Genomic DNA, 18,209 nt, shown 5'->3' with positions numbered 1-18,209 from the left:
AATACTCACTCCAAAGCTTAACGGGCAAAGTTGCTGCCAGCAGGATGGTTAGAACCATGGATCTTGCTGTGACAGTTGAGGCAACTTTTACCAGCACTAAATGCATCGAGACCTGCCTGAGAGCTAACGCGACTGGCGTGACCATCGTCGGCGTGACATTGTTGGCACAACTGCGGCGCACGAGACTTAAGTAAGTTTTCGTTGACACTGCCATGGGCCGAATGACAGCTTGAGCAGTCCTCCATCACTGGCGCATGTTCCCATAGGAATGGGCCGCGTTTGTCGGCATGACACTCGGCACAAGTTTCATTCAAGCTTGGCTTGATTAATGCGCTTTCCGTCATGGAGCCATGGGGGCTGTGACAGTCAATACAGGTCATCTGATCCCATTGCATTGGATGTGATGAACGCTTATGCATATCGGCTTTGGCGCGGGTATGGCACGAAGTACAGGTATCGTTGACCGTGAGGCGATCTAGAGCTGGGTCTTTAGCACCATGGACATTATGACAATCGCTGCACGCGACCTCTGCAAGGTTATGGGTGCTGTTATGCCACGCCATCTGCTTGGGATCGTTATGACAGCCCTGACACACACTGTTTTGGCTAGCAGCAGACAACTTGCTATCGGGACCAAAATGGATCATGGGCTCTTTGCCGCCACGATTATGCTTACCTATGGGGCCGTGACAGGCTTCACATTGCAAACCTGCCATAGGCGATGTGCTGTTGCTCATGTCGCCATGAACACCATCAAAAATGGCCATCACCTTAGTATTTTTTTTATGGCACATCAGGCAAGAATCCGCTCCTTTGGTGGAATACTCTCCAGCAGAAAACTTGTCTACTAATGTTGCTTCAAGCTGTTCACTCGATAAATTATCCCAAGGAGTGGCCTGGACACTTGCGACCAGACTCAATATTGAAATAATCCCAACAGTGAATGCGGTGATTATTTTTTTCATATTTATATGACCCTACCCTAATTAACCATGAGTTAATTTTTATGGTGCTATCGTTATTGCAAAGATAGCCAATATAATTAAAGCCTAGTCGAATATGTGAGTTGTTAAAATTAGCAATTGAAAAACGCTAATAAAGTCTAAAAAAGGTTGATTATGTGATCTACAACACCCTACTATCGAGAATGAATCTTATTAACAGCAGGCGATGAGATAGATAAAAAGAAGGTAATAAACAACAACTTAAATTTAATCGCGTTACATCATGATATTTGAGTTGATATTGAATGGTTAGCTGTAAGTTACAAGCGTTAAGGTGCACTATATATGTGTGTTTGAACCAGATCTAAATTTGACAATAATCCCTCGTATAATTGAACTATTTTAACCCTACACAACACCATTTAATTAAATTAAAAAAACATAAATGAGAATGAATATCATAAACATGAGTGTTAAAACAGCAAAAATAATATTATTAAGATGATCTCTTATCGAAAAAACAGCCTGCATAATCCAAGCCTAAACAATTAAGCTCTAAATAAAGCGGCAATAATTCATAGCAATACTATTAATAGCCTGTTTTAAATCGGTGGGAGATCTTCACAGCGTGATAGGCAGAGATGACTTAAAGTCGCTACAAGGGCATAGTTTCACCCAGCATAACCAGATAAATCATGGGATGAAGACAAGACACCTGAGCTCAACATTGAGGCATAAAAAAACCTGCCAAGTGGCAGGTTTTTATCACGTCAGGTCTCAGCTTACATTTCCATGCGCGCTTTAAGCTTGTTCATGGCGTTTTTCTCAAGTTGTCTGATACGCTCTGCAGACACTTGATACGTCGCCGCAAGCTCTTGCAACGTGGTTTTTTGGTCGTCTAACCAACGCGCCTGTAGAATATGCTGGCTACGCTCATCAAGGGTTTTGATGGCCGCCAACAGGCGTGTTTGGTTATCGGCTTCTAAATTAGCATTTTCAACCTGTGAGGCTAAATCTGAAGAGTGATCTTCAAGATAATGCACAGGTGAATAATCTTGCTCGTCGTCGTTATCGCTGGCAAGATCGAATGCTGGGTCTTGCGCCGCCATACGTGATTCCATTTCGGTCACATCGGCTTTAGATACCCCCAGATTTTCGGCGACCATAGTCACCTCTTCATCGCTAAACCAACCAAGACGCTTTTTGGCTTTGCGTAGATTGAAGAACAATTTACGCTGTGCCTTTGTGGTCGCAACTTTAACGATGCGCCAATTTTTAAGCACATATTCATGGATTTCAGCTTTAATCCAATGCACTGCAAACGAGACAAGACGCACACCCACATCAGGGTCAAAGCGCTTAACCGCTTTCATCAAACCAATGTTACCCTCTTGAATTAAGTCTGCTTGTGGCAAACCATATCCAGAGTAACCTTTGGCCACATGAATAACGAAACGAAGATGAGACATAATCAATTGCTTTGCCGCCTGAAGGTCACCCGTCTCTTGCAGACGCTTGGCTAACTCATACTCCTCCTGTGGCTCTAACATGCTAATGTTATGCGCAGACTGAATATAAGCCTCTAAGCTACCGCTGCTTTGCGGAACCATTAGTGACATTGATTGCGTTTGACTTGTCATTAACGCTCTCCTACCTCTTATCTTGCAAAAATTTAACGCTATAAATGCTTTATGACGCTTGAATACCTATTGCAGGCTGCCGTCTCTGGTCGCTCTGATACACAGTAAGCTTTGACGCAGAGGCAAGCTGACGAACTATTCACTATCTGACAGTATATGTCAATACCACCGCTTAACGTGGGCTAATTTCACCCGAAACTATAGACAGTTCAAGTGAAATTTAGTTCATAAAACGCTTGTTATGCGCCGATAAATCTTAAGTCGGTTCGATAGCGCGCAGATGCTGTCTTACCGACAGATAGGAACCTAACCAGCCTAGGAAAGACGCCAATAATACCAGTTGGCCTAACTCGGTAAGCGTCAGCGATTGCATCGTTAATGTACTGCCATACAGCCCGAGTAAATCGGCCAGTGCACCATCGAGATACCACACCAACAGATTGATAATGATCCACGCTAAGATGCCACCGATGACACCAAACCAGATGCCTGTGTATAAAAAGGGCCGCTGGATAAAGCTCTCTGTGGCACCGACTAATTTCATCACTTCGATTTCGGTGCGGCGGTTCATAATGGCCAAACGTATGGTATTGCCAATGACTAACACCACCGCTAAGACTAATAATAGTGCAATAGCCAATACCGTTCGCTCAAGCAATCTCACGACCGCTTGTAAGCGTTCTAGCCACTCAATATCGAGCCGCCCAAAACTCACCTCAGGTTCTAACTCCAGCTTTTTTAATAAGGCGCGTGCACCATTGGGGCTGGCGTGCTTGATATCTGGGGTTACTGTGACCACAGCTGGCAGCGGATTATCATCCAGATAAGCTATCGCCTCACCAAAACCAGATAACCGCTGAAACTCCTCCAGTGCTTGATCGCGATTAATATAGTTGACCGCACTGACTTCAGAATACGCACCTATACGGGTGATCAAGCTTTGAATAGAGCGCTCGCTGCGTCCTTCATCGATAAAGAGTGAGATCTCGGCGGCGCTGTTCCACGATTGGGTAATGGTCTCGGCATTTTTAACCAGCACTTGTAACGCCGCCGGTAAGCTTAAACTCACCCCCAGTACCGCCATGGTCATTAACGACGAGATAGGATTACGCCACAACTCGCCCATGCTGCCCATGGCATGTTGAATATGACGAATAAAAAACATCACGATACGGCCCGTAAAGGGAAGTTTGCTGCGGACTAATTGAGGTTGCTTATCCATATTCGATTGTCCGCTTATCCGTTAAAGGCTTGAGGCGTCGCCAGCTCATCACCACCAATCACTCTCCCCTGCTTGAGGGTTAAAGTGCGGTACTTCATGCGGGCAATAAGGCCAAGATCGTGAGTTGCAATTAACACCGTGGTTCCCGAATCGTTAAAGGTTTCGAACAGACGTAAAATGTCCATCGACAGCTTAGGATCTAAGTTACCTGTAGGTTCATCGGCTAATAACAAGGGCGGCTTATTAACAATCGCACGGGCAATACCGACACGCTGCTGCTCACCCCCCGACAACATTATGGGATAATGACGCTCTTTGCCGTAAAGGCCCACCATATCTAAGGCGGCCAATACCCGCTTTTTAATTTCATGCAGGGCAAAGCCTTCAATCACCAACGGCAAGGCGATGTTGTCAAACACACTGCGATCCATCAACAGGTGATGATTTTGAAAGATCATGCCGATATCACGCCGCAAGTAAGGCACATCTTTAGGCCTAACTTTGGCGATATCGTGGCCATTAATGGCGACTCTACCGCCATTGGCGCGCTCGATCACACTGATCAACTTGAGCAAAGTGCTTTTACCGGCACCTGAGTGTCCGGTTAAAAACGCCATTTCTCCACGTTTTAAATGAAAACTCACATCGGTGAGTGCCTTTTGTCCACCTGGATAAATTTTGCTAACTTGCTCAAATCGAATCATAGTTACCCAATTATTGATGCCGCCAATCCTTGACGGCGATACGTTATCTTATATCAGCCCAATCCACGCAGTTGATTAATGCAATATTTTGCATACAAAAATCCGTTTCACTGCGAGGTGCGATAGCGGTTATGTCGTCTCTTCGCCCTCTTGGCTAAACAGGGCGTCGACAAAATCTTTGGCATCGAACGTACGCAAATCGTCGATCTGCTCACCCACACCGATGTGACGGATAGGAATACCAAATTTATCGGCAATAGCAAAGATAACCCCGCCCTTCGCGGTACCATCGAGTTTACTAATGGTAATGCCTGTAACACCAACGGCTTCTTTAAACAGCTGCGCCTGACTGATGGCGTTTTGGCCTGTGCTGGCATCGAGGGTCAGCATCACCTCGTGAGGTGCCGACTCATCTAGCTTTTTCATCACCCGCACGACTTTTTTCAACTCATCCATTAGGTGGGCTTTATTTTGCAGTCGACCAGCGGTATCGGCAATCAACACGTCGACATTACGGGCGCGAGCCGCCTGTAAGGCATCAAACAATACCGAGGCACTATCGGCCCCCGTGTGCTGGGCGATAACCGGAATATTATTACGTTGGCCCCACACTTGCAGTTGCTCAACGGCGGCGGCGCGGAAGGTATCGCCCGCTGCTAGCATTACCGATTTGCCCTGTTTCTGATATTGTTTTGCCAACTTACCAATAGTGGTGGTTTTACCCACACCATTAACGCCAACCATTAAAATAACAAACGGGCCATCGGGGTTTTCTGGCACTAAAGGCACGCTCACAGGTTCGAGCGTTTTCTGCATCTCTTCGCGCATCAACTCATACAGGGCTTCGCCATCTTTAAGTTGCTTACGGCTCGCTTGCTCGGTGAGGCTAGAGATTAAGCGCGTAGTGGTTTCTACTCCGACATCGGCAATCAATAGCTGCTCTTCAAGCTCTTCAAACAACTCGTCATCGATCTTTTTGCCTTTGAACAGTCCGACAAACCCACTACCGATATTTTCGCTGGTGCGCTTCAAGCCACGCTTAAGGCGGGCAAAAAAGCCCTCTTTAGTCGGTTTTTGTTGCGGCTCAGGTTGCTGCTCGGGCGCATCCTCGGCGGCTAAAGATGCCTGCGCTGCTTGTTCGGCCACAAGACGCTCAGCTTCGATGCGATCAAGCTCAGCCTGCTCCGCTGCAAGACGCTCAGCTTCGATACGGTCAAGCTCAGCCTGCTCTGCTGCAAGACGCGCAGCTTCGATACGCTCAAGTTCTGCCTGCTCTGCTGCAATACGCTCTGCTTCGATACGGTCAAGTTCAGCCTGCTCTGCTGCAAGGCGCTCAGCTTCGATGCGGTCAAGCTCTGCCTGCTCTGCTGCAATACGCTCGGCTTGGATACGAGCAAGTTCTGCTTGCTCCGCTGCAAGACGCTCAGCCTCTATGCGGTCAAGTTCTGCCTGCTCTGCTGCAATACGCTCGGCTTCGATACGGTCAAGTTCAGCCTGCTCTACTGCAAGGCGCTCGGCCTCTATGCGAGCAAGTTCTGCCTGCTCTGCTGCAAGGCGCTCGGCCTCTATGCGAGCAAGTTCTGCCTGCTCCGCTGCAATACGCGCAGCTTCTATACGGGCAAGTTCTGCCTGCTCCGCTTCGGGCGCTGTCGCCTCTGTTTCAACTTGAGATGTTACTTCTGCTTCGGGTGCCGCGACATCCTCTTTCGATTTGTCTTTACGGAACCAAGAAAAAAAACCTTTTTTTGCCATGGGTAATACCAGTACTCAACTAACTGATTTAAAATTCGGTATGAAGTCGTTTTGTGCTCGTTATTATAACCAGATAGCGAGTCCAAATACGCAGCAAAGTGCGGCATTTTTAGCTAATGTCGGCGGCTTTTCACCATTTTTAACTGCTTTGCGTTAAAATGGCGACTTCAATTTAGCGTCACAGTCTATCACTTTCTCCGGTGAGGCCAAATCATCGCTAAAGGTATCCGTAAATTGACAGGTATAAGATGGCTAAAAATAAACCCTTAAGTGGGCAAGTACGCATTATTGCAGGCCAATGGCGCTCACGACGTTTACCCATTCATGATCTTGAGGGATTGCGCCCCACGACAGACAGGGTACGAGAAACCTTATTTAACTGGTTATCGGGCGATATTGCTGGCGCTCGGGTACTCGACTGCTTTGGTGGTAGCGGCGCGCTGTGCTTAGAGTCGCTATCGCGTTACGCCGCCTTTGCTAAAGTGTTTGAACTGCAAACGAGTGCCGCCAAACAATTACAGCAAAATTTGCTGACCCTTAAATGTGATTGCGCCGAAGTCGTGCAGGGCGATACGCTGGCGCTACTACAGCACACGCCAAGCCAGGGGTTTGATATTATTTTTATCGATCCGCCATTTCGCAAAGGGTTAGCGCAGCAGACGATTGCGCTGCTCAGTGAGCACCAATGGCTGAATAATAATGCGCAAATTTATGTCGAAACCGAAAGCGAGTTAAGCTCACTCACTGTGCCTAGCGACTGGGTGCCGCTGAAAGAGAAAAAAGCCGGACAAGTGATCTACCGTCTATACCAGTATCAGCCTGAGATAGGCAATTCATAATGAAAGCATTGATCCGAGTGGGTAAAGCCATCACTTTGTGCGCCTGGTTGCTGATGCTGTATAACCTGTTGATGCCCATAGGCGATACGATAAGCCAACTGCTATCACTGTTATTATTACTCACTGTGGTGATGCATTGCGGGCAGCTACTGATTTTTCATCGCCTGTTTAGCCCCTTGTTGCGGCTGGGCAAGGCCGACTATGGCGCCGTGTTGCTGTTTGGCGTGTTTAGCCTATTAGACTATCGTCAGCGCGTGCTGGCCAACATGGTTAATCCCTATGGCTGACCCATTGACGATCAAAAAAAGCACCTAAAAGGTGCTTTTTTATTGACCCATTAGCGCTAGATCCCTGGGATGCGCCCCTGGAAGCTAATCGGATAATACCCTTGGCTGTCACGTTTACCTAAGAAACTTAGCGCCTGCTTGAGATCTTCAGGTTGTGCAGGCGTCTCTTTTATCTTGGCGCTAAGTGCAATCAACTTATTGTCTTTAAGTAACGCATTACCTGTAAGCCCAAGCGCATTCATGGTCTCATCGGTGGCTAATTGAATATTGCCATCGACACAGCTTAGGCCCAGCTCAATATTGCCTAGCGGATATTTGCCAAACTGGTTATTCACCTGCAACTGCTGCACAAACAACTTGCCGTTAAGCTGCTCACACCAAGGTAAGCCTTGCTCCAGCTGCTGCACGATTAAACTAAAGTGACCATCCACTTCGGCTCTAAACGGTAGACGCGTCTTGCCGATAAGAAAAGCGCTTGGCGCTTCAAAACGCAGCCCTTGGGCATTGATCCCAGACATAGACAAAGACACTTGGCCTTTACCGTTAACCGCCGTTGCTCGGCTGCCAATGGCAAAATCGATATTGGCCTTGCCGGACAACAGTCCCCACGGGCTTAATTGCCATTGCACCGACTCAAGTTGGCGCTGTTGCAACGCCACTAAACTGGCCTTGCCCGACCAAATGGTGCCCGACACCCCGCTGACACTGATCCCTTGGGGCAGCGGCGCCAGCTGCAAGGCCACACTGGCCGGAAACAGGGCCAGCATAAAGCCACAATATAAGACCACACCTATAATTATCTTTTTCACTACACTCACTACAACACCTTAAAACCTTGTTTACTGAGAGAATTGGATGCGGCGCACTTTAACCAGACCTGGCGTATCCGCTTGTGCCAAATCGATGCTGTCCAGTGATAAACCTTGCTGTTGTACCAGATCGCTCAAATAACTTAGCAAGCTGTTAAATGGCACTTCGTCCATCCACACCTGAATTTTTTGCCCTTGTGGTTGCATCCGAGTGATTTCTAAGCCGTAACGTTTGGCGGTCTGAGTCACTGTGGCACTTAAACTGCCCGAATAAGCTTTTTTACCGCCAGCACTCTGTAGTGCCACTATCTTATTGGCAGTCTGTTTTACGTAAGTTAACGTGGCTTGCTGAGCTTGTAATGCCCGCTCGGCATCCTGCTCAGCCTCACTTATTGGCGTCCAAACTCCCCAATAAAGCACGCCTAGTATCAAGACCACACCACAGGTGGCAACCAACTGCTGCTCACGTAAAATTAACCCGTTCCACCACGTTTTAAGGTTCTCCATCTTACTTACTCCTTAAGGTTAACGTGCTGGTGACTTCATCTTCACCGCTGTTCATCGCACCAGAGTCGACCTTAAATTGCTTGGCGATGAGGCTTTTAAATTCTTCAATTTGCGCATAACTCTTGGCGGATATTTGCATGCGTAACTCATTGCGACCACTGTCGAAACGCAAGCTAGTGGGCTTTAATTGCGGCACTTTTGCAAATGCAGCCGATAGACCATCGAGCATAGTAAAGAAGGCGGTACCATCTCCCGAACCTTGCAGACTACGTAATTTACTGTCCATCTGTGAGCGAATATTAACCACCCGCGAGCTGCCGACCACTTGGTTGAATATCGCGCTACTTTGCGCTTGTAACTGCTCACGCTCGACGTTCATCTGATGAATAGAGAGCCCTTTGTTAACTAAGGCCAACACTAAGGCGACAGCGATCACTATGGCACTATTACGCCACAGCAACAGGTGTTTGCCGTACTCGCGTTTAGGGGTGTAAATGCCTGAAAGTAAATTGAGCGGCGCATGTAAAATACCTTTGGCCAGCACTAACATCGGCAGATCCAGCGGTTGGGGCTGTACCTGGGCGCCATTGATACTCAGCTCACTATAGCCAGCCACCGTAAGTGGGCTGCTCGCCGTGGTTTCGCCAGCAGCTTTGGCGACAAATTGAGGCAGCGTGGCGTTAAACCAAGTGGCATCAAGACAGGCACCATGGCCAGCGCCGGTACGCAGCAGATAATCGGAACCAAATTGCATGGCCGCCCACTGACACTCTTGCAGTGGTAAGGCTAAACAATCGGGCACAATTTGGCGCGCTTTAATACCCGCCTCGCTTAACCAAGATAACCAATTTTGCATCTGCTCATGGGCAACAACCGCAACACTGAGGGACTCGCCATCACGCGGGCCGGTGACAAAATGCAGTTTATCGACATTTTCGGCCAAGTTTTCTTCTAGCATAAACGGCAAGGCTTTAATCGCCTGACGCTGGCCTTTCTCTGGTAAGCGCACCGAGGTGAGCGTGATCGCCGAAGCGGGCACTAAGATATCGACCGGACGGTTACCCGCTCGTTCAGTTAGGGTCGACAAGGCATGGGCGTCGGGCAGGTCACCCGAGGCGATGATCTCTTGCTCTTGCTCGGACCACACCAGCCAAGTACAGCGCTGATCTTGGCTTCTTCCTAAGCGGATAAATAATCGTTCACTCAATGTCTTTCTCCACAAGTCTCATTAAGTTGCGCAAAATAAACTTGTATTATCTCAATCGCATTCATTATGGGTATTAGGCTAGTTGGCCGTCGAGGGTTAACGCCCCAGCAAGGCCATTATCGTTGACCACCATATTGGCGCGTCAACACAGCTAACTGATTATTTCCGGCCACTTGCAACACGCTTTCCATACGAAAAGTCGCACTGTCGACTTTGGCGCCAGCTTGCAGCAAAAAATATTGGCTCTTTAGGCTAAAACTGGACGCTAAGTTCTCTTCACCACGCAAACTGGCGATTGAACCGTTCGCCCAAAAGTCTTCGATACTGTCATAGCCATCACTTGGGCGCTGATTAATAATACTTTCGGCTTCACCAACGCTAATTTTATTGTCGAACATGCCCGCTAATAACGCTGCATGCTCCAGCTCAATGGTATTAACATTCAATACCTGTCGATCGTAACCCGGGATAGCACACACATAGGGTGCTAGCTTAAGGTACACCTCTTGGCTCACCCCGATGACTGCGCGCAGCTCGCTGCGATGACTCATTAAGGTATTCGCAGCGCGGTAAGGCACGGTGCGCGCTTCATAATCGGCATCTTCGGCGCCAAATGGGCTGGCGACACTATCCTCATCAATATAATCTTTCACCGTATGCGCCAAACGCTCGGCGGCAAAATCATCCATGCCTAAGGCCACTAATAACCCTTTAAACTGCTGGGCGGGCAATGGCAATTTGGGCTGACCATTCTCAACTTCTTTAGTCTGCATCGATAACGCATTCACGTTAAAGCAGGCCTGCATATCGCTAATGCGCCCGGCGATCTCTCCTTGCTCCACTGGCAATACCACGTCGGCTTGCGCCCAATACTGCTGCCTGTGGATCTTGCCTTCGTCGGCATCATCTAAATCTTGTTGTAGCACCTTTTTGGCTAACTCTTCGGCCGAAAGTGCGTACCAATAAGCCTGATCATATTGGGCTAAATTAATGGTACGCCGCACCATTATCTGGCTACGGCCATTAATATTGGTGGCGATAATGGCGATCATCGCCACAATCAACAACACCACGATCAGGGCAACTCCGCGCTGCTTTTGCGCCAGTTTATTCACCCTTACAGCCCTCGGTCCGGAGCGTTATTATTGTCATTTTCATCGGCATTATTGTCGTTATCGTTGGCGCCGTTATCATAACCCTTATTACTGTCGTTATCGTCAGCATCATTGCTACTGCTGCTGGGCTGTGCGCCTAGCGGCAGTAAAAACTTACGCTGTATTTTACCCAGCCCTTCCACTTCAACTTCCATGGCGATAGCCTTGGGCAGGGTGGTGGCATCAATTTTTCGCTGCCAACTGTTTTCAACAAAGAAGGAGTACTCCACCGATAACACCTTGTCCATCACTAAGGTTTTAATGGGCTCTGCGCCAAATTCAGGCTCTGGATAGGGGAAATACCAGCGCTCTAATTTATTATCTTGCACCACATAGGCCACCGACTGCAGGCTACCTCTGGGTAACAGGCCATCGGGGTTGAGCCAACCAATGCGATAAAACACTATCGCTTCTGACTCTGAGTCAAATAAGTCGCTGCCTGTTTGTATCACAGTGCTACCCCGCCCGCCTTCGAGCAACCTTGGGGTGCGCGCCACTATCTGGCCAAAATCACGCTCGAGAGCGCCAAATCCTTGCTGTAAGGATTTCAATTTAGTGGCAAACTCCTTGGTGGCAATATCATTTTTCATCACGGTATTAAGCACAGAGTTAGCCGCCAAGCCCAACATGGCAAAAATTCCTATGGCCACCAGCATCTCTAACAGGGTAAAACCCTGATTAAATTTATGATGCTTTAAGTACATAACTGCTCACCTGGGCTATGGTGCGAGTGTAGCGCTCATCGTCACTGACACTGATGCGGATCAGTCGAAAGTTATCATCGGTGGTTTTAACCACCTCTTTGCGCCAATACCAGGTCTTGTCGGCCAGCTCCACTCGACCCTCTTTTTTGCCTAAATCGGTGGCACCTGTCACTAGTCTGACATCGACCATCTGGTTGCTTGCGACCCACTGCGCCAAAGTGCGCTCTTCTAAAATGGGCATGTTGGCGATCTGTTCGCTTAGGCTCTTAGTGATCGACACCGCAGCGATGGCAAACACCGCTAAGGCAACAATCACCTCTAGCAATGTCATCCCTTGCTGATTAATTCTCATGCTTATACCCAGCAGTGCCCGCTAAATGACAAGATAGGAGTATTGAGCGCAAAGTGGGGCAATCAATTATCGAGATCATTGTCTCTCCCCAACCTTAATCGCCCTAACGCATCGCCCACAACCACCGTTTCTAGCTCATTTCCCATGGCATCTTTACTGATAAAAGCCAACTCGAAGGCGCTCATTTCACCACTGGGGAACAGCATCACCTGCGGCTCTGGATGCTTTTTTTTATCCTCGGCGGAAGGCTCAATAAGCGGCTCGTCGAACCATGAGTCTTGCTCTTCATCTTCTTGAGACAGGGGTAAACCATCGAGTATTAGGTCAAGCTGCACACCCTGTTGCATCTCGCGCGCCGCCAGCAAGCGGTCTTGCTGTAGCGGATGCCACTTACCCTCGTCATAAACCACAAACTCATAACGGTCTTTTTCGATAACGATACCGATAAAATGACCACTGAGTACAGTTTCATCGAGCACTAACTCGGTTGACGCCATAAATTGCCGCGCCACTCGATCGAGCGCCTGCTGCTGATCGGTGCCGCCCATGGTTAAGGTCACTGCGGAGGCCGCGAGCCCCATCAGTAACACCACCAGCAACACTTCCATCAGGGTAAACCCGCGTTGGCGCAAGAGGCTCATCACTCTTCGCTCGGCTTATTGAAAATCTTGTAGATTCCAGCTACCGACATCATCTTCGGTCCCTGGCTGTCCATCTGGGCCGGCACTGAAGATATCGATTTTGCCTTGTTCACCTGGGCTCAATAACAGGTATTCATTGCGCCATGGATCTTGTGGCAAACGCTTAACATAACCCCCTTCACGGTAATTGCGTGGCTCTGGCGAAATGGTTGGCTTTTGGATTAAGGCTTCTAACCCCTGTTCTGTTGTGGGGTAGATGCTGTTGTCCAAACGGTACATATCCAGTGCATTTTCCAGCGCCACAATATCCGAAACCGCTTTTTGCAGATCGGCCTTATCTTTATTACCCATCAAGTTAGGTACCACCATAGAGGCAAGGATCCCCAAAATTACGATAACCACCATCACTTCTAGTAGGGTAAAGCCTTTGTGCTTGTTTCTTACTTGCATTAATAGATCCTCTATAAAAAATGCCTAACAGTAAAAGGTTAGGCTGCCGCGCTAGGGAGATGCTTGGGGCATCAACCACTAATCATGTTGTTAAGTTCTAATATCGGCTGCAAAATCGCCAGTACGATAAACAGCACCACGGCTGCCATGCTGACCACCAATAAGGGTTCAAATACCCCCAAGGCAATATTAACGTTCGACTCGAATTCACGGTCTTGGTTATCGGCAGCGCGCTCGAGCATCTGTTCGAGCTGGCCACTTTTTTCGCCAGAGGTGATCATATAGAGCATCATAGGCGGAAAAAGTTTAGTGTTAGCCAGCGCAGCCCCAAGACTGGTACCCTCGCGCACTCGTGCAGTGGCTTGTTCCACTGCGGCTCTCACTCTGACGTTTATCAACACCTCACTGGCGATGCGCATCGCATCGAGCAGTGGTACTGAGCTGGCCGTTAAAATACTTAAGGTACGCGCAAATCGCGCCGTATTGAGCCCCTTGCTAACACGACCGATCACCGGCATTTTCAGCAGGGCACTATCGAAGGCCATGCGATTGGCTGCACTTTTCAACAGTTGCTTGGCACCAAAGGCTAACATCACTACGACCCCAACTACTAACAGACCGTAATCACGGATAAAGTCAGATGCGGCGATCAAAAATTGCGTAGTCCATGGTAGCTCTTGCCCCATGTGCTCAAACTGCCCCACCACCTGAGGCACGACAGCAGCAAGCAAGATCGCAATGACGCTAATGGCCACCACGGTCAGCACAACAGGATAGATCATCGCTTGGGTCATTTTGCTTTTCAGCTGTTGACGGCGCTCGGTGTAATCGGCCAAGCGGTTCAGCACCACTTCGAGGTGACCTGACTTTTCACCCGATGCCACCATGGCGCGATAAAGATCATCAAAAATATGCGGAAATTCGGCCATAGAGTCAGCCAGACTGTAGCCTTCAACTACCCGTGAGCGCACTGCCATCACCATACTGGCGAGGCGATCCTTTTCACACTGCTGACCAACGGCCTTCAACGCCTCTTCCACAGGTAAACCGGCGGCAACTAAAGTCGCGATTTGGCGAGTGATCAGGGCTAACTCTGCCACCGAAATACCGCGCTTAAAGCTAAAACCTTGGCGTTTGGCCTTGGCTTCCTTGTCGACCACAGGGGTGATCTCCAGTGGCATTAAGCGCAATTCGCGAAGCTGACCTCGGGCATGGCGGGCGGTATCGGCTTCCACCACCCCTTTTTGCTGTTTGCCTTGGGCATTTAACGCCTTGTACTCATATGCGGGCATGGCTTACTCCTCGCGAGTGACGCGCAGCACTTCTTCTAAGGTGGTGATGCCGCTAAGCACTTTACTCATGCCATCGTGACGAATACTGGGTATCGATTGGCGAATATATTTTTCAATCGCCAATTCGCCGCGGCCGCTATGAATAAGCTCACGAATTTTATCATCCACCAGCAGGAGTTCATGGATCCCCGTGCGGCCACGATAACCATTATGGCCACAAGCGGCGCACCCCTTGGCACGATAGATAGTGCGTGGATCGTCGGTGCTAATCCCCAGCAGTTCGCGTTCACGCTGATCGGGCACGTGCTCAATCTTACACTTAGGGCATAAGGTGCGGATCAATCGCTGGGCTAACACCCCAAGCAGACTCGAGGAGACGAGGAAAGGCTCAACGCCCATATCTTGCAAACGCGTGATGGCACCCGAGGCGGTATTCGTGTGCAGCGTGGAAATCACCATGTGACCAGTCAACGAGGCTTGCACGGCAATTTGCGCAGTTTCAAGATCACGGATCTCACCTATCATCACCACATCAGGATCTTGACGTAAAATGGCGCGCAGACCGCGGGCGAAGGTCATATCCACCTTAGTATTCACCTGCGTCTGGCCTATGCCCGCGAGTTCATATTCGATGGGATCTTCGACCGTTAAGATATTGGTGTCGATAGAGTTAATTTCGGTCAAGCCGGCATACAGAGTGGTACTCTTACCCGAACCAGTCGGGCCCGTGACCAAGATAATGCCGTGAGGCTTACGGATAAGCTCATCGAATTGATGCCGGATAGCATCTGTCATGCCGAGCTGTTTAAGGTCAAGGTTGCCAGCGTTTTTATCCAGCAGACGCATCACCACACGCTCACCATGGCTTGATGGCATGGTCGACACTCGCACATCCACCGCACGACCCGCAATACGTAGCGAGATACGCCCATCTTGCGGCACTCGCTTCTCGGCAATGTCTAAACGTGCCATCACCTTAATACGTGATACCAGCAGTGACGAGAGCTTACGATTGGGTTTGAGCACCTCTTTGAGCACACCGTCGACGCGAAAACGCACCACCAGTTGCTTCTCGTAGGTCTCGATATGGATATCGGATGCTTCCTCTTTAATGGCCTCCGATAGCAGGGCATTAATCAACTTAATAATGGGCGCATCATCATCGCCTTCGAGCAGATCTTCGGTTTGTGGCAGCTCTTCGGCAAGGGTAAACAGATCCATCTCGTTGCCAATATCTTCCATCAGCTGCTGCGCCTCTGATGAGTTGGCTTGATAGACCTGAGTTAACTTAGCTTCAAATACATTTGGCGCTAATGTCGACAATGCGAGCTCTTGTCCCGCATACCGGCGCACCTCTAACATCGCCTCAAGCGGCGTGCTCTCGGTATGATACAGGATTAATCGCTCATCATCGCCTTTGGCTAATAGCAGTTGAAAACGATGCGCAAATGCAAATGGCAGACGCTCGCGGCTGTTGGAGTGAAACACCTCATCGGATTCGGCCTCTGAGACCAACCCAAGTTCACTCGATACTTGGGCTAGCTCATCATGTTGAGCGGCTTGCAGATCACTCATCGGCGGCATCTTGCTGTTTATTGTCAGAAATCTGTTTAAGTGCAGGATCGGTTTCACGCATCTGCATCTCTAACCCTTTGCGGTCTTTGTAACGTTGCAAGACGTCATTCACCTCTGGTGGCAGGTAATCTTCTTGATTCCACTCTTCCAATACTGGCACATCGCTATTGGGCATTAAGTTAACGCCACGCTGTTGCTGCTCAAGTTGTAAGGCACGGAAGTAGTTATACTTACGCCCTGAAATGCCTTCCATAGTAATGCCGTCACGGATAATGGTCGGCTTAATAAATACCATCAGGTTTTTCTTTTTCTTACCGCTTGATGATGACTTAAACAGGTGACCAATGATGGGGATATCCCCTAGGAAAGGCACCTTCTGTACGCTCTCTTGCACCTCTTCATTGATCAAGCCACCTAGCACGACAATTTGACCCGAATCGGCCATCACAGTGGTGGTTAAACGGCGCGTAGCAAAAGTCACATCGACACCGGTTTTACCGTTAATGCCCGACACTTCCTGCTCGATGGTCAGCTTCACTGTGCTGCCTTCGTTAATTTGTGGCACCACTTTAAGCTTGACCCCCACTTCTTTACGTTCAACCGTTTGGAAGGGATTACTGTTACCGTTACTGGAGTTTTGGCTGCCCGTTAAAATCGGCACTTCATCACCGACGATAAACGATGCTTCTTGGTTATCTAAGGTGGTAATAGATGGCGTCGCCAGTACGTTTGACTTGGTATCACTCGATACCGCTTGGATCAGCGCGCCAAAGTCGCCCATAGCCACGCCCCATGCCATACCATTGACCTTGCCTAGTGCTTGGGCGAGTAAGGTGATGTCTCCTTGAGTCGCGGGATTCTCTGTACAAGTGCCATTTTCGGTACACACTTTAGTGCCATCTTGCTCTCGTGCTTGCCAGATCCCGGCGCCAATTTCCCCTATGGTGGGGCCCAAATTATTAAACTGGGTACCGCCACCCGCTTCGGTTGCCCATTGAATACCAAAGCCAACATCGTCACCTTCGGCGACTTCAACAATAATAGCTTCCACCAATACTTGAGCGCGGCGAATATCCAGCTGATTAATCACACTCTCAATGGTGCGCATCTGATCGGGTTCGGCGCTGATCACCAAGGCGTTAGTGTCGGTATGGGCCATGATATTAATTTCGTTGCGACGCTTGCTACGCCCACCTTGTGGCTGCGCTCCACCATCTTGTGCGCTGGCAAGTTGCTCGGCAAAACCAGTCAAGACTTCGACTAAGTCTTCCGCCTTGGCATAACGCAAATAACGCACCTTGGTATTGCCAGTGGTGGCTTGCTCGGCATCGAGTTTTCTGATGAGACTCACTACTCGTAGGCGGCTCTTTTCGTCGCCACTGACCAGCACGGCGTTGGTACGCTCATCGGCAACCACTTTAGGAGCTTGGCCTGGCAGCTGTGACTGGTTAGCGGTCGAGCGGTAAAGGGTGTCGATAATCCGCACCATCTCACCCGCTGAGGCATATTCCAGTGCCACCACTTGCACTTCGGTATCACCTTGTTTATCGACGCGGCGCACTATCTCGACCAGTTTGTTGACCACGGCGGCGCGGCCAGAGATCATCAATACGTTAGAAGGGTCATAGTTAACAACGTTACCGCCGCCGGCGTTATCGTTAAGCTGGCGCAGCAGGGGCGCTAGTTGTTTCGCTTCCGTGTTATACAGAGCCACAATGCGGGTGACCATTTCGTCCCCTAGGCCAGGCCTAGCGTCGTCGGCTACGCGAATCGCCGAGGTCTTGGCATCTTTATCTTTAATGACTTTGATGATGTTATTGTCCATCTCGACGACAGCATAACCATAGACCTGCAACACATTAAGAAAGAATTGATAATATTGCTCATCATCGAGTAAATCATAACTGCGAACGTTAATTTTGCCGCGCACGGTTGGGTCAACGATGATGGTTCGATTCAAGTTTTTACCAACAATATTGATAAACTCTTGAATGTCTGTGCCCTTGAAATTAGCCGCATATTGCTCAGACCATGCGAGCGAAGGCGCCAATAACGACGCCCCCATGACAACACCCGCGATGAGATTGCGGCGAATATTCTTATTATTCATTTAATGACTTCCCCTAAACC

General features: G+C 49.1%; 18 protein-coding genes. 2 read left to right on the top strand and 16 right to left on the bottom strand.

Going from position 1 to position 18,209, the window contains the following annotated elements; translation table 11 throughout:
* Nucleotides 1-17 precede the first annotated feature (17 nt).
* The 5 genes from AC5YB1_RS02750 to ftsY all read right to left on the bottom strand — a co-directional run bounded on the left by AC5YB1_RS02750 (nucleotide 18) and on the right by ftsY (nucleotide 6,262).
* Nucleotides 18-965 (bottom strand): DmsE family decaheme c-type cytochrome, encoded by a 948-nt coding sequence (locus AC5YB1_RS02750; protein ID WP_494520624.1) that lies wholly within the window; start codon nucleotides 963-965, stop codon nucleotides 18-20.
* Nucleotides 966-1,726: 761 nt separating this feature from the next.
* On the bottom strand, nucleotides 1,727-2,584 hold the full coding sequence (gene rpoH, locus AC5YB1_RS02745) for an RNA polymerase sigma factor RpoH (RefSeq protein ID WP_475515585.1): 858 nt from the start codon (nucleotides 2,582-2,584) through the stop codon (nucleotides 1,727-1,729).
* 256 nt (nucleotides 2,585-2,840) lie between these two features.
* The gene (gene ftsX / locus AC5YB1_RS02740; RefSeq protein WP_494520623.1) at nucleotides 2,841-3,806 is read right to left on the bottom strand and encodes a permease-like cell division protein FtsX; all 966 of its coding nucleotides are present in this window, start codon (nucleotides 3,804-3,806) and stop codon (nucleotides 2,841-2,843) included.
* Between the two features lie 14 nt (nucleotides 3,807-3,820).
* The gene (gene ftsE, locus AC5YB1_RS02735; protein WP_494520622.1) at nucleotides 3,821-4,510 is read right to left on the bottom strand and encodes a cell division ATP-binding protein FtsE; all 690 of its coding nucleotides are present in this window, start codon (nucleotides 4,508-4,510) and stop codon (nucleotides 3,821-3,823) included.
* Nucleotides 4,511-4,639: 129 nt separating this feature from the next.
* A complete protein-coding gene (gene ftsY / locus AC5YB1_RS02730) occupies nucleotides 4,640-6,262 on the bottom strand; it encodes a signal recognition particle-docking protein FtsY (protein ID WP_494520621.1) in 1,623 nt (540 codons plus the stop codon).
* Between the two features lie 248 nt (nucleotides 6,263-6,510).
* Between ftsY and rsmD the strand changes: the two genes are divergently transcribed.
* Nucleotides 6,511-7,101 carry a 16S rRNA (guanine(966)-N(2))-methyltransferase RsmD gene (gene rsmD, locus AC5YB1_RS02725; RefSeq protein WP_494520620.1) on the top strand — a complete coding sequence of 197 codons (591 nt, stop codon included), beginning with the start codon at nucleotides 6,511-6,513 and terminating at the stop codon, nucleotides 7,099-7,101.
* The gene (locus tag AC5YB1_RS02720) at nucleotides 7,101-7,388 is read left to right on the top strand and encodes a DUF1145 domain-containing protein (RefSeq protein WP_494520619.1); all 288 of its coding nucleotides are present in this window, start codon (nucleotides 7,101-7,103) and stop codon (nucleotides 7,386-7,388) included. Before rsmD ends, AC5YB1_RS02720 begins: the two co-directional genes overlap by 1 nt.
* Before the next feature lie 56 nt (nucleotides 7,389-7,444).
* Here the strand turns inward: AC5YB1_RS02720 and AC5YB1_RS02715 are convergent, their stop codons facing one another.
* From AC5YB1_RS02715 to gspD, 11 genes are all read right to left on the bottom strand, one after another.
* Nucleotides 7,445-8,206, bottom strand: a complete 762-nt coding sequence (locus AC5YB1_RS02715) for a type II secretion system protein N (protein WP_494520618.1) — start codon at nucleotides 8,204-8,206, stop codon at nucleotides 7,445-7,447.
* A gap of 21 nt (nucleotides 8,207-8,227) precedes the next feature.
* Complete coding sequence (locus AC5YB1_RS02710) at nucleotides 8,228-8,704, bottom strand: type II secretion system protein M (protein ID WP_475515578.1); 477 nt, start codon at nucleotides 8,702-8,704, stop codon at nucleotides 8,228-8,230.
* 1 nt (nucleotide 8,705) lies between these two features.
* The gene (gene gspL, locus AC5YB1_RS02705) at nucleotides 8,706-9,911 is read right to left on the bottom strand and encodes a type II secretion system protein GspL (RefSeq protein ID WP_475515577.1); all 1,206 of its coding nucleotides are present in this window, start codon (nucleotides 9,909-9,911) and stop codon (nucleotides 8,706-8,708) included.
* 116 nt (nucleotides 9,912-10,027) lie between these two features.
* A complete protein-coding gene (gene gspK / locus AC5YB1_RS02700; protein WP_475515576.1) occupies nucleotides 10,028-11,026 on the bottom strand; it encodes a type II secretion system minor pseudopilin GspK in 999 nt (332 codons plus the stop codon).
* 2 nt (nucleotides 11,027-11,028) lie between these two features.
* A complete protein-coding gene (gene gspJ, locus AC5YB1_RS02695) occupies nucleotides 11,029-11,769 on the bottom strand; it encodes a type II secretion system minor pseudopilin GspJ (RefSeq protein ID WP_494520617.1) in 741 nt (246 codons plus the stop codon).
* Complete coding sequence (gspI, locus tag AC5YB1_RS02690; RefSeq protein WP_494520616.1) at nucleotides 11,750-12,121, bottom strand: type II secretion system minor pseudopilin GspI; 372 nt, start codon at nucleotides 12,119-12,121, stop codon at nucleotides 11,750-11,752. The genes gspJ and gspI overlap by 20 nt, the downstream gene beginning before the upstream one ends.
* Before the next feature lie 62 nt (nucleotides 12,122-12,183).
* Complete coding sequence (gene gspH, locus AC5YB1_RS02685) at nucleotides 12,184-12,762, bottom strand: type II secretion system minor pseudopilin GspH (RefSeq protein ID WP_494520615.1); 579 nt, start codon at nucleotides 12,760-12,762, stop codon at nucleotides 12,184-12,186.
* A gap of 15 nt (nucleotides 12,763-12,777) precedes the next feature.
* Nucleotides 12,778-13,212, bottom strand: coding sequence for a type II secretion system major pseudopilin GspG (gene gspG, locus AC5YB1_RS02680; protein WP_110458313.1), 435 nt, complete (start codon nucleotides 13,210-13,212; stop codon nucleotides 12,778-12,780).
* Between the two features lie 71 nt (nucleotides 13,213-13,283).
* A complete protein-coding gene (gene gspF / locus AC5YB1_RS02675) occupies nucleotides 13,284-14,504 on the bottom strand; it encodes a type II secretion system inner membrane protein GspF (RefSeq protein ID WP_494520614.1) in 1,221 nt (406 codons plus the stop codon).
* A gap of 3 nt (nucleotides 14,505-14,507) precedes the next feature.
* On the bottom strand, nucleotides 14,508-16,079 hold the full coding sequence (gene gspE, locus AC5YB1_RS02670; protein ID WP_494520613.1) for a type II secretion system ATPase GspE: 1,572 nt from the start codon (nucleotides 16,077-16,079) through the stop codon (nucleotides 14,508-14,510).
* Entirely contained in the window at nucleotides 16,072-18,189 is a 2,118-nt protein-coding gene (gspD, locus tag AC5YB1_RS02665; RefSeq protein ID WP_494520612.1) for a type II secretion system secretin GspD, read from the bottom strand. The genes gspE and gspD overlap by 8 nt, the downstream gene beginning before the upstream one ends.
* Nucleotides 18,190-18,209: the final 20 nt, after the last annotated feature.

The sequence above is a fragment of the Shewanella sp. 433 genome (assembly GCF_059338565.1).
Note: the sequence above shows the minus strand (reverse complement) of the source record. Positions and strands in the feature narration are given on the sequence as shown.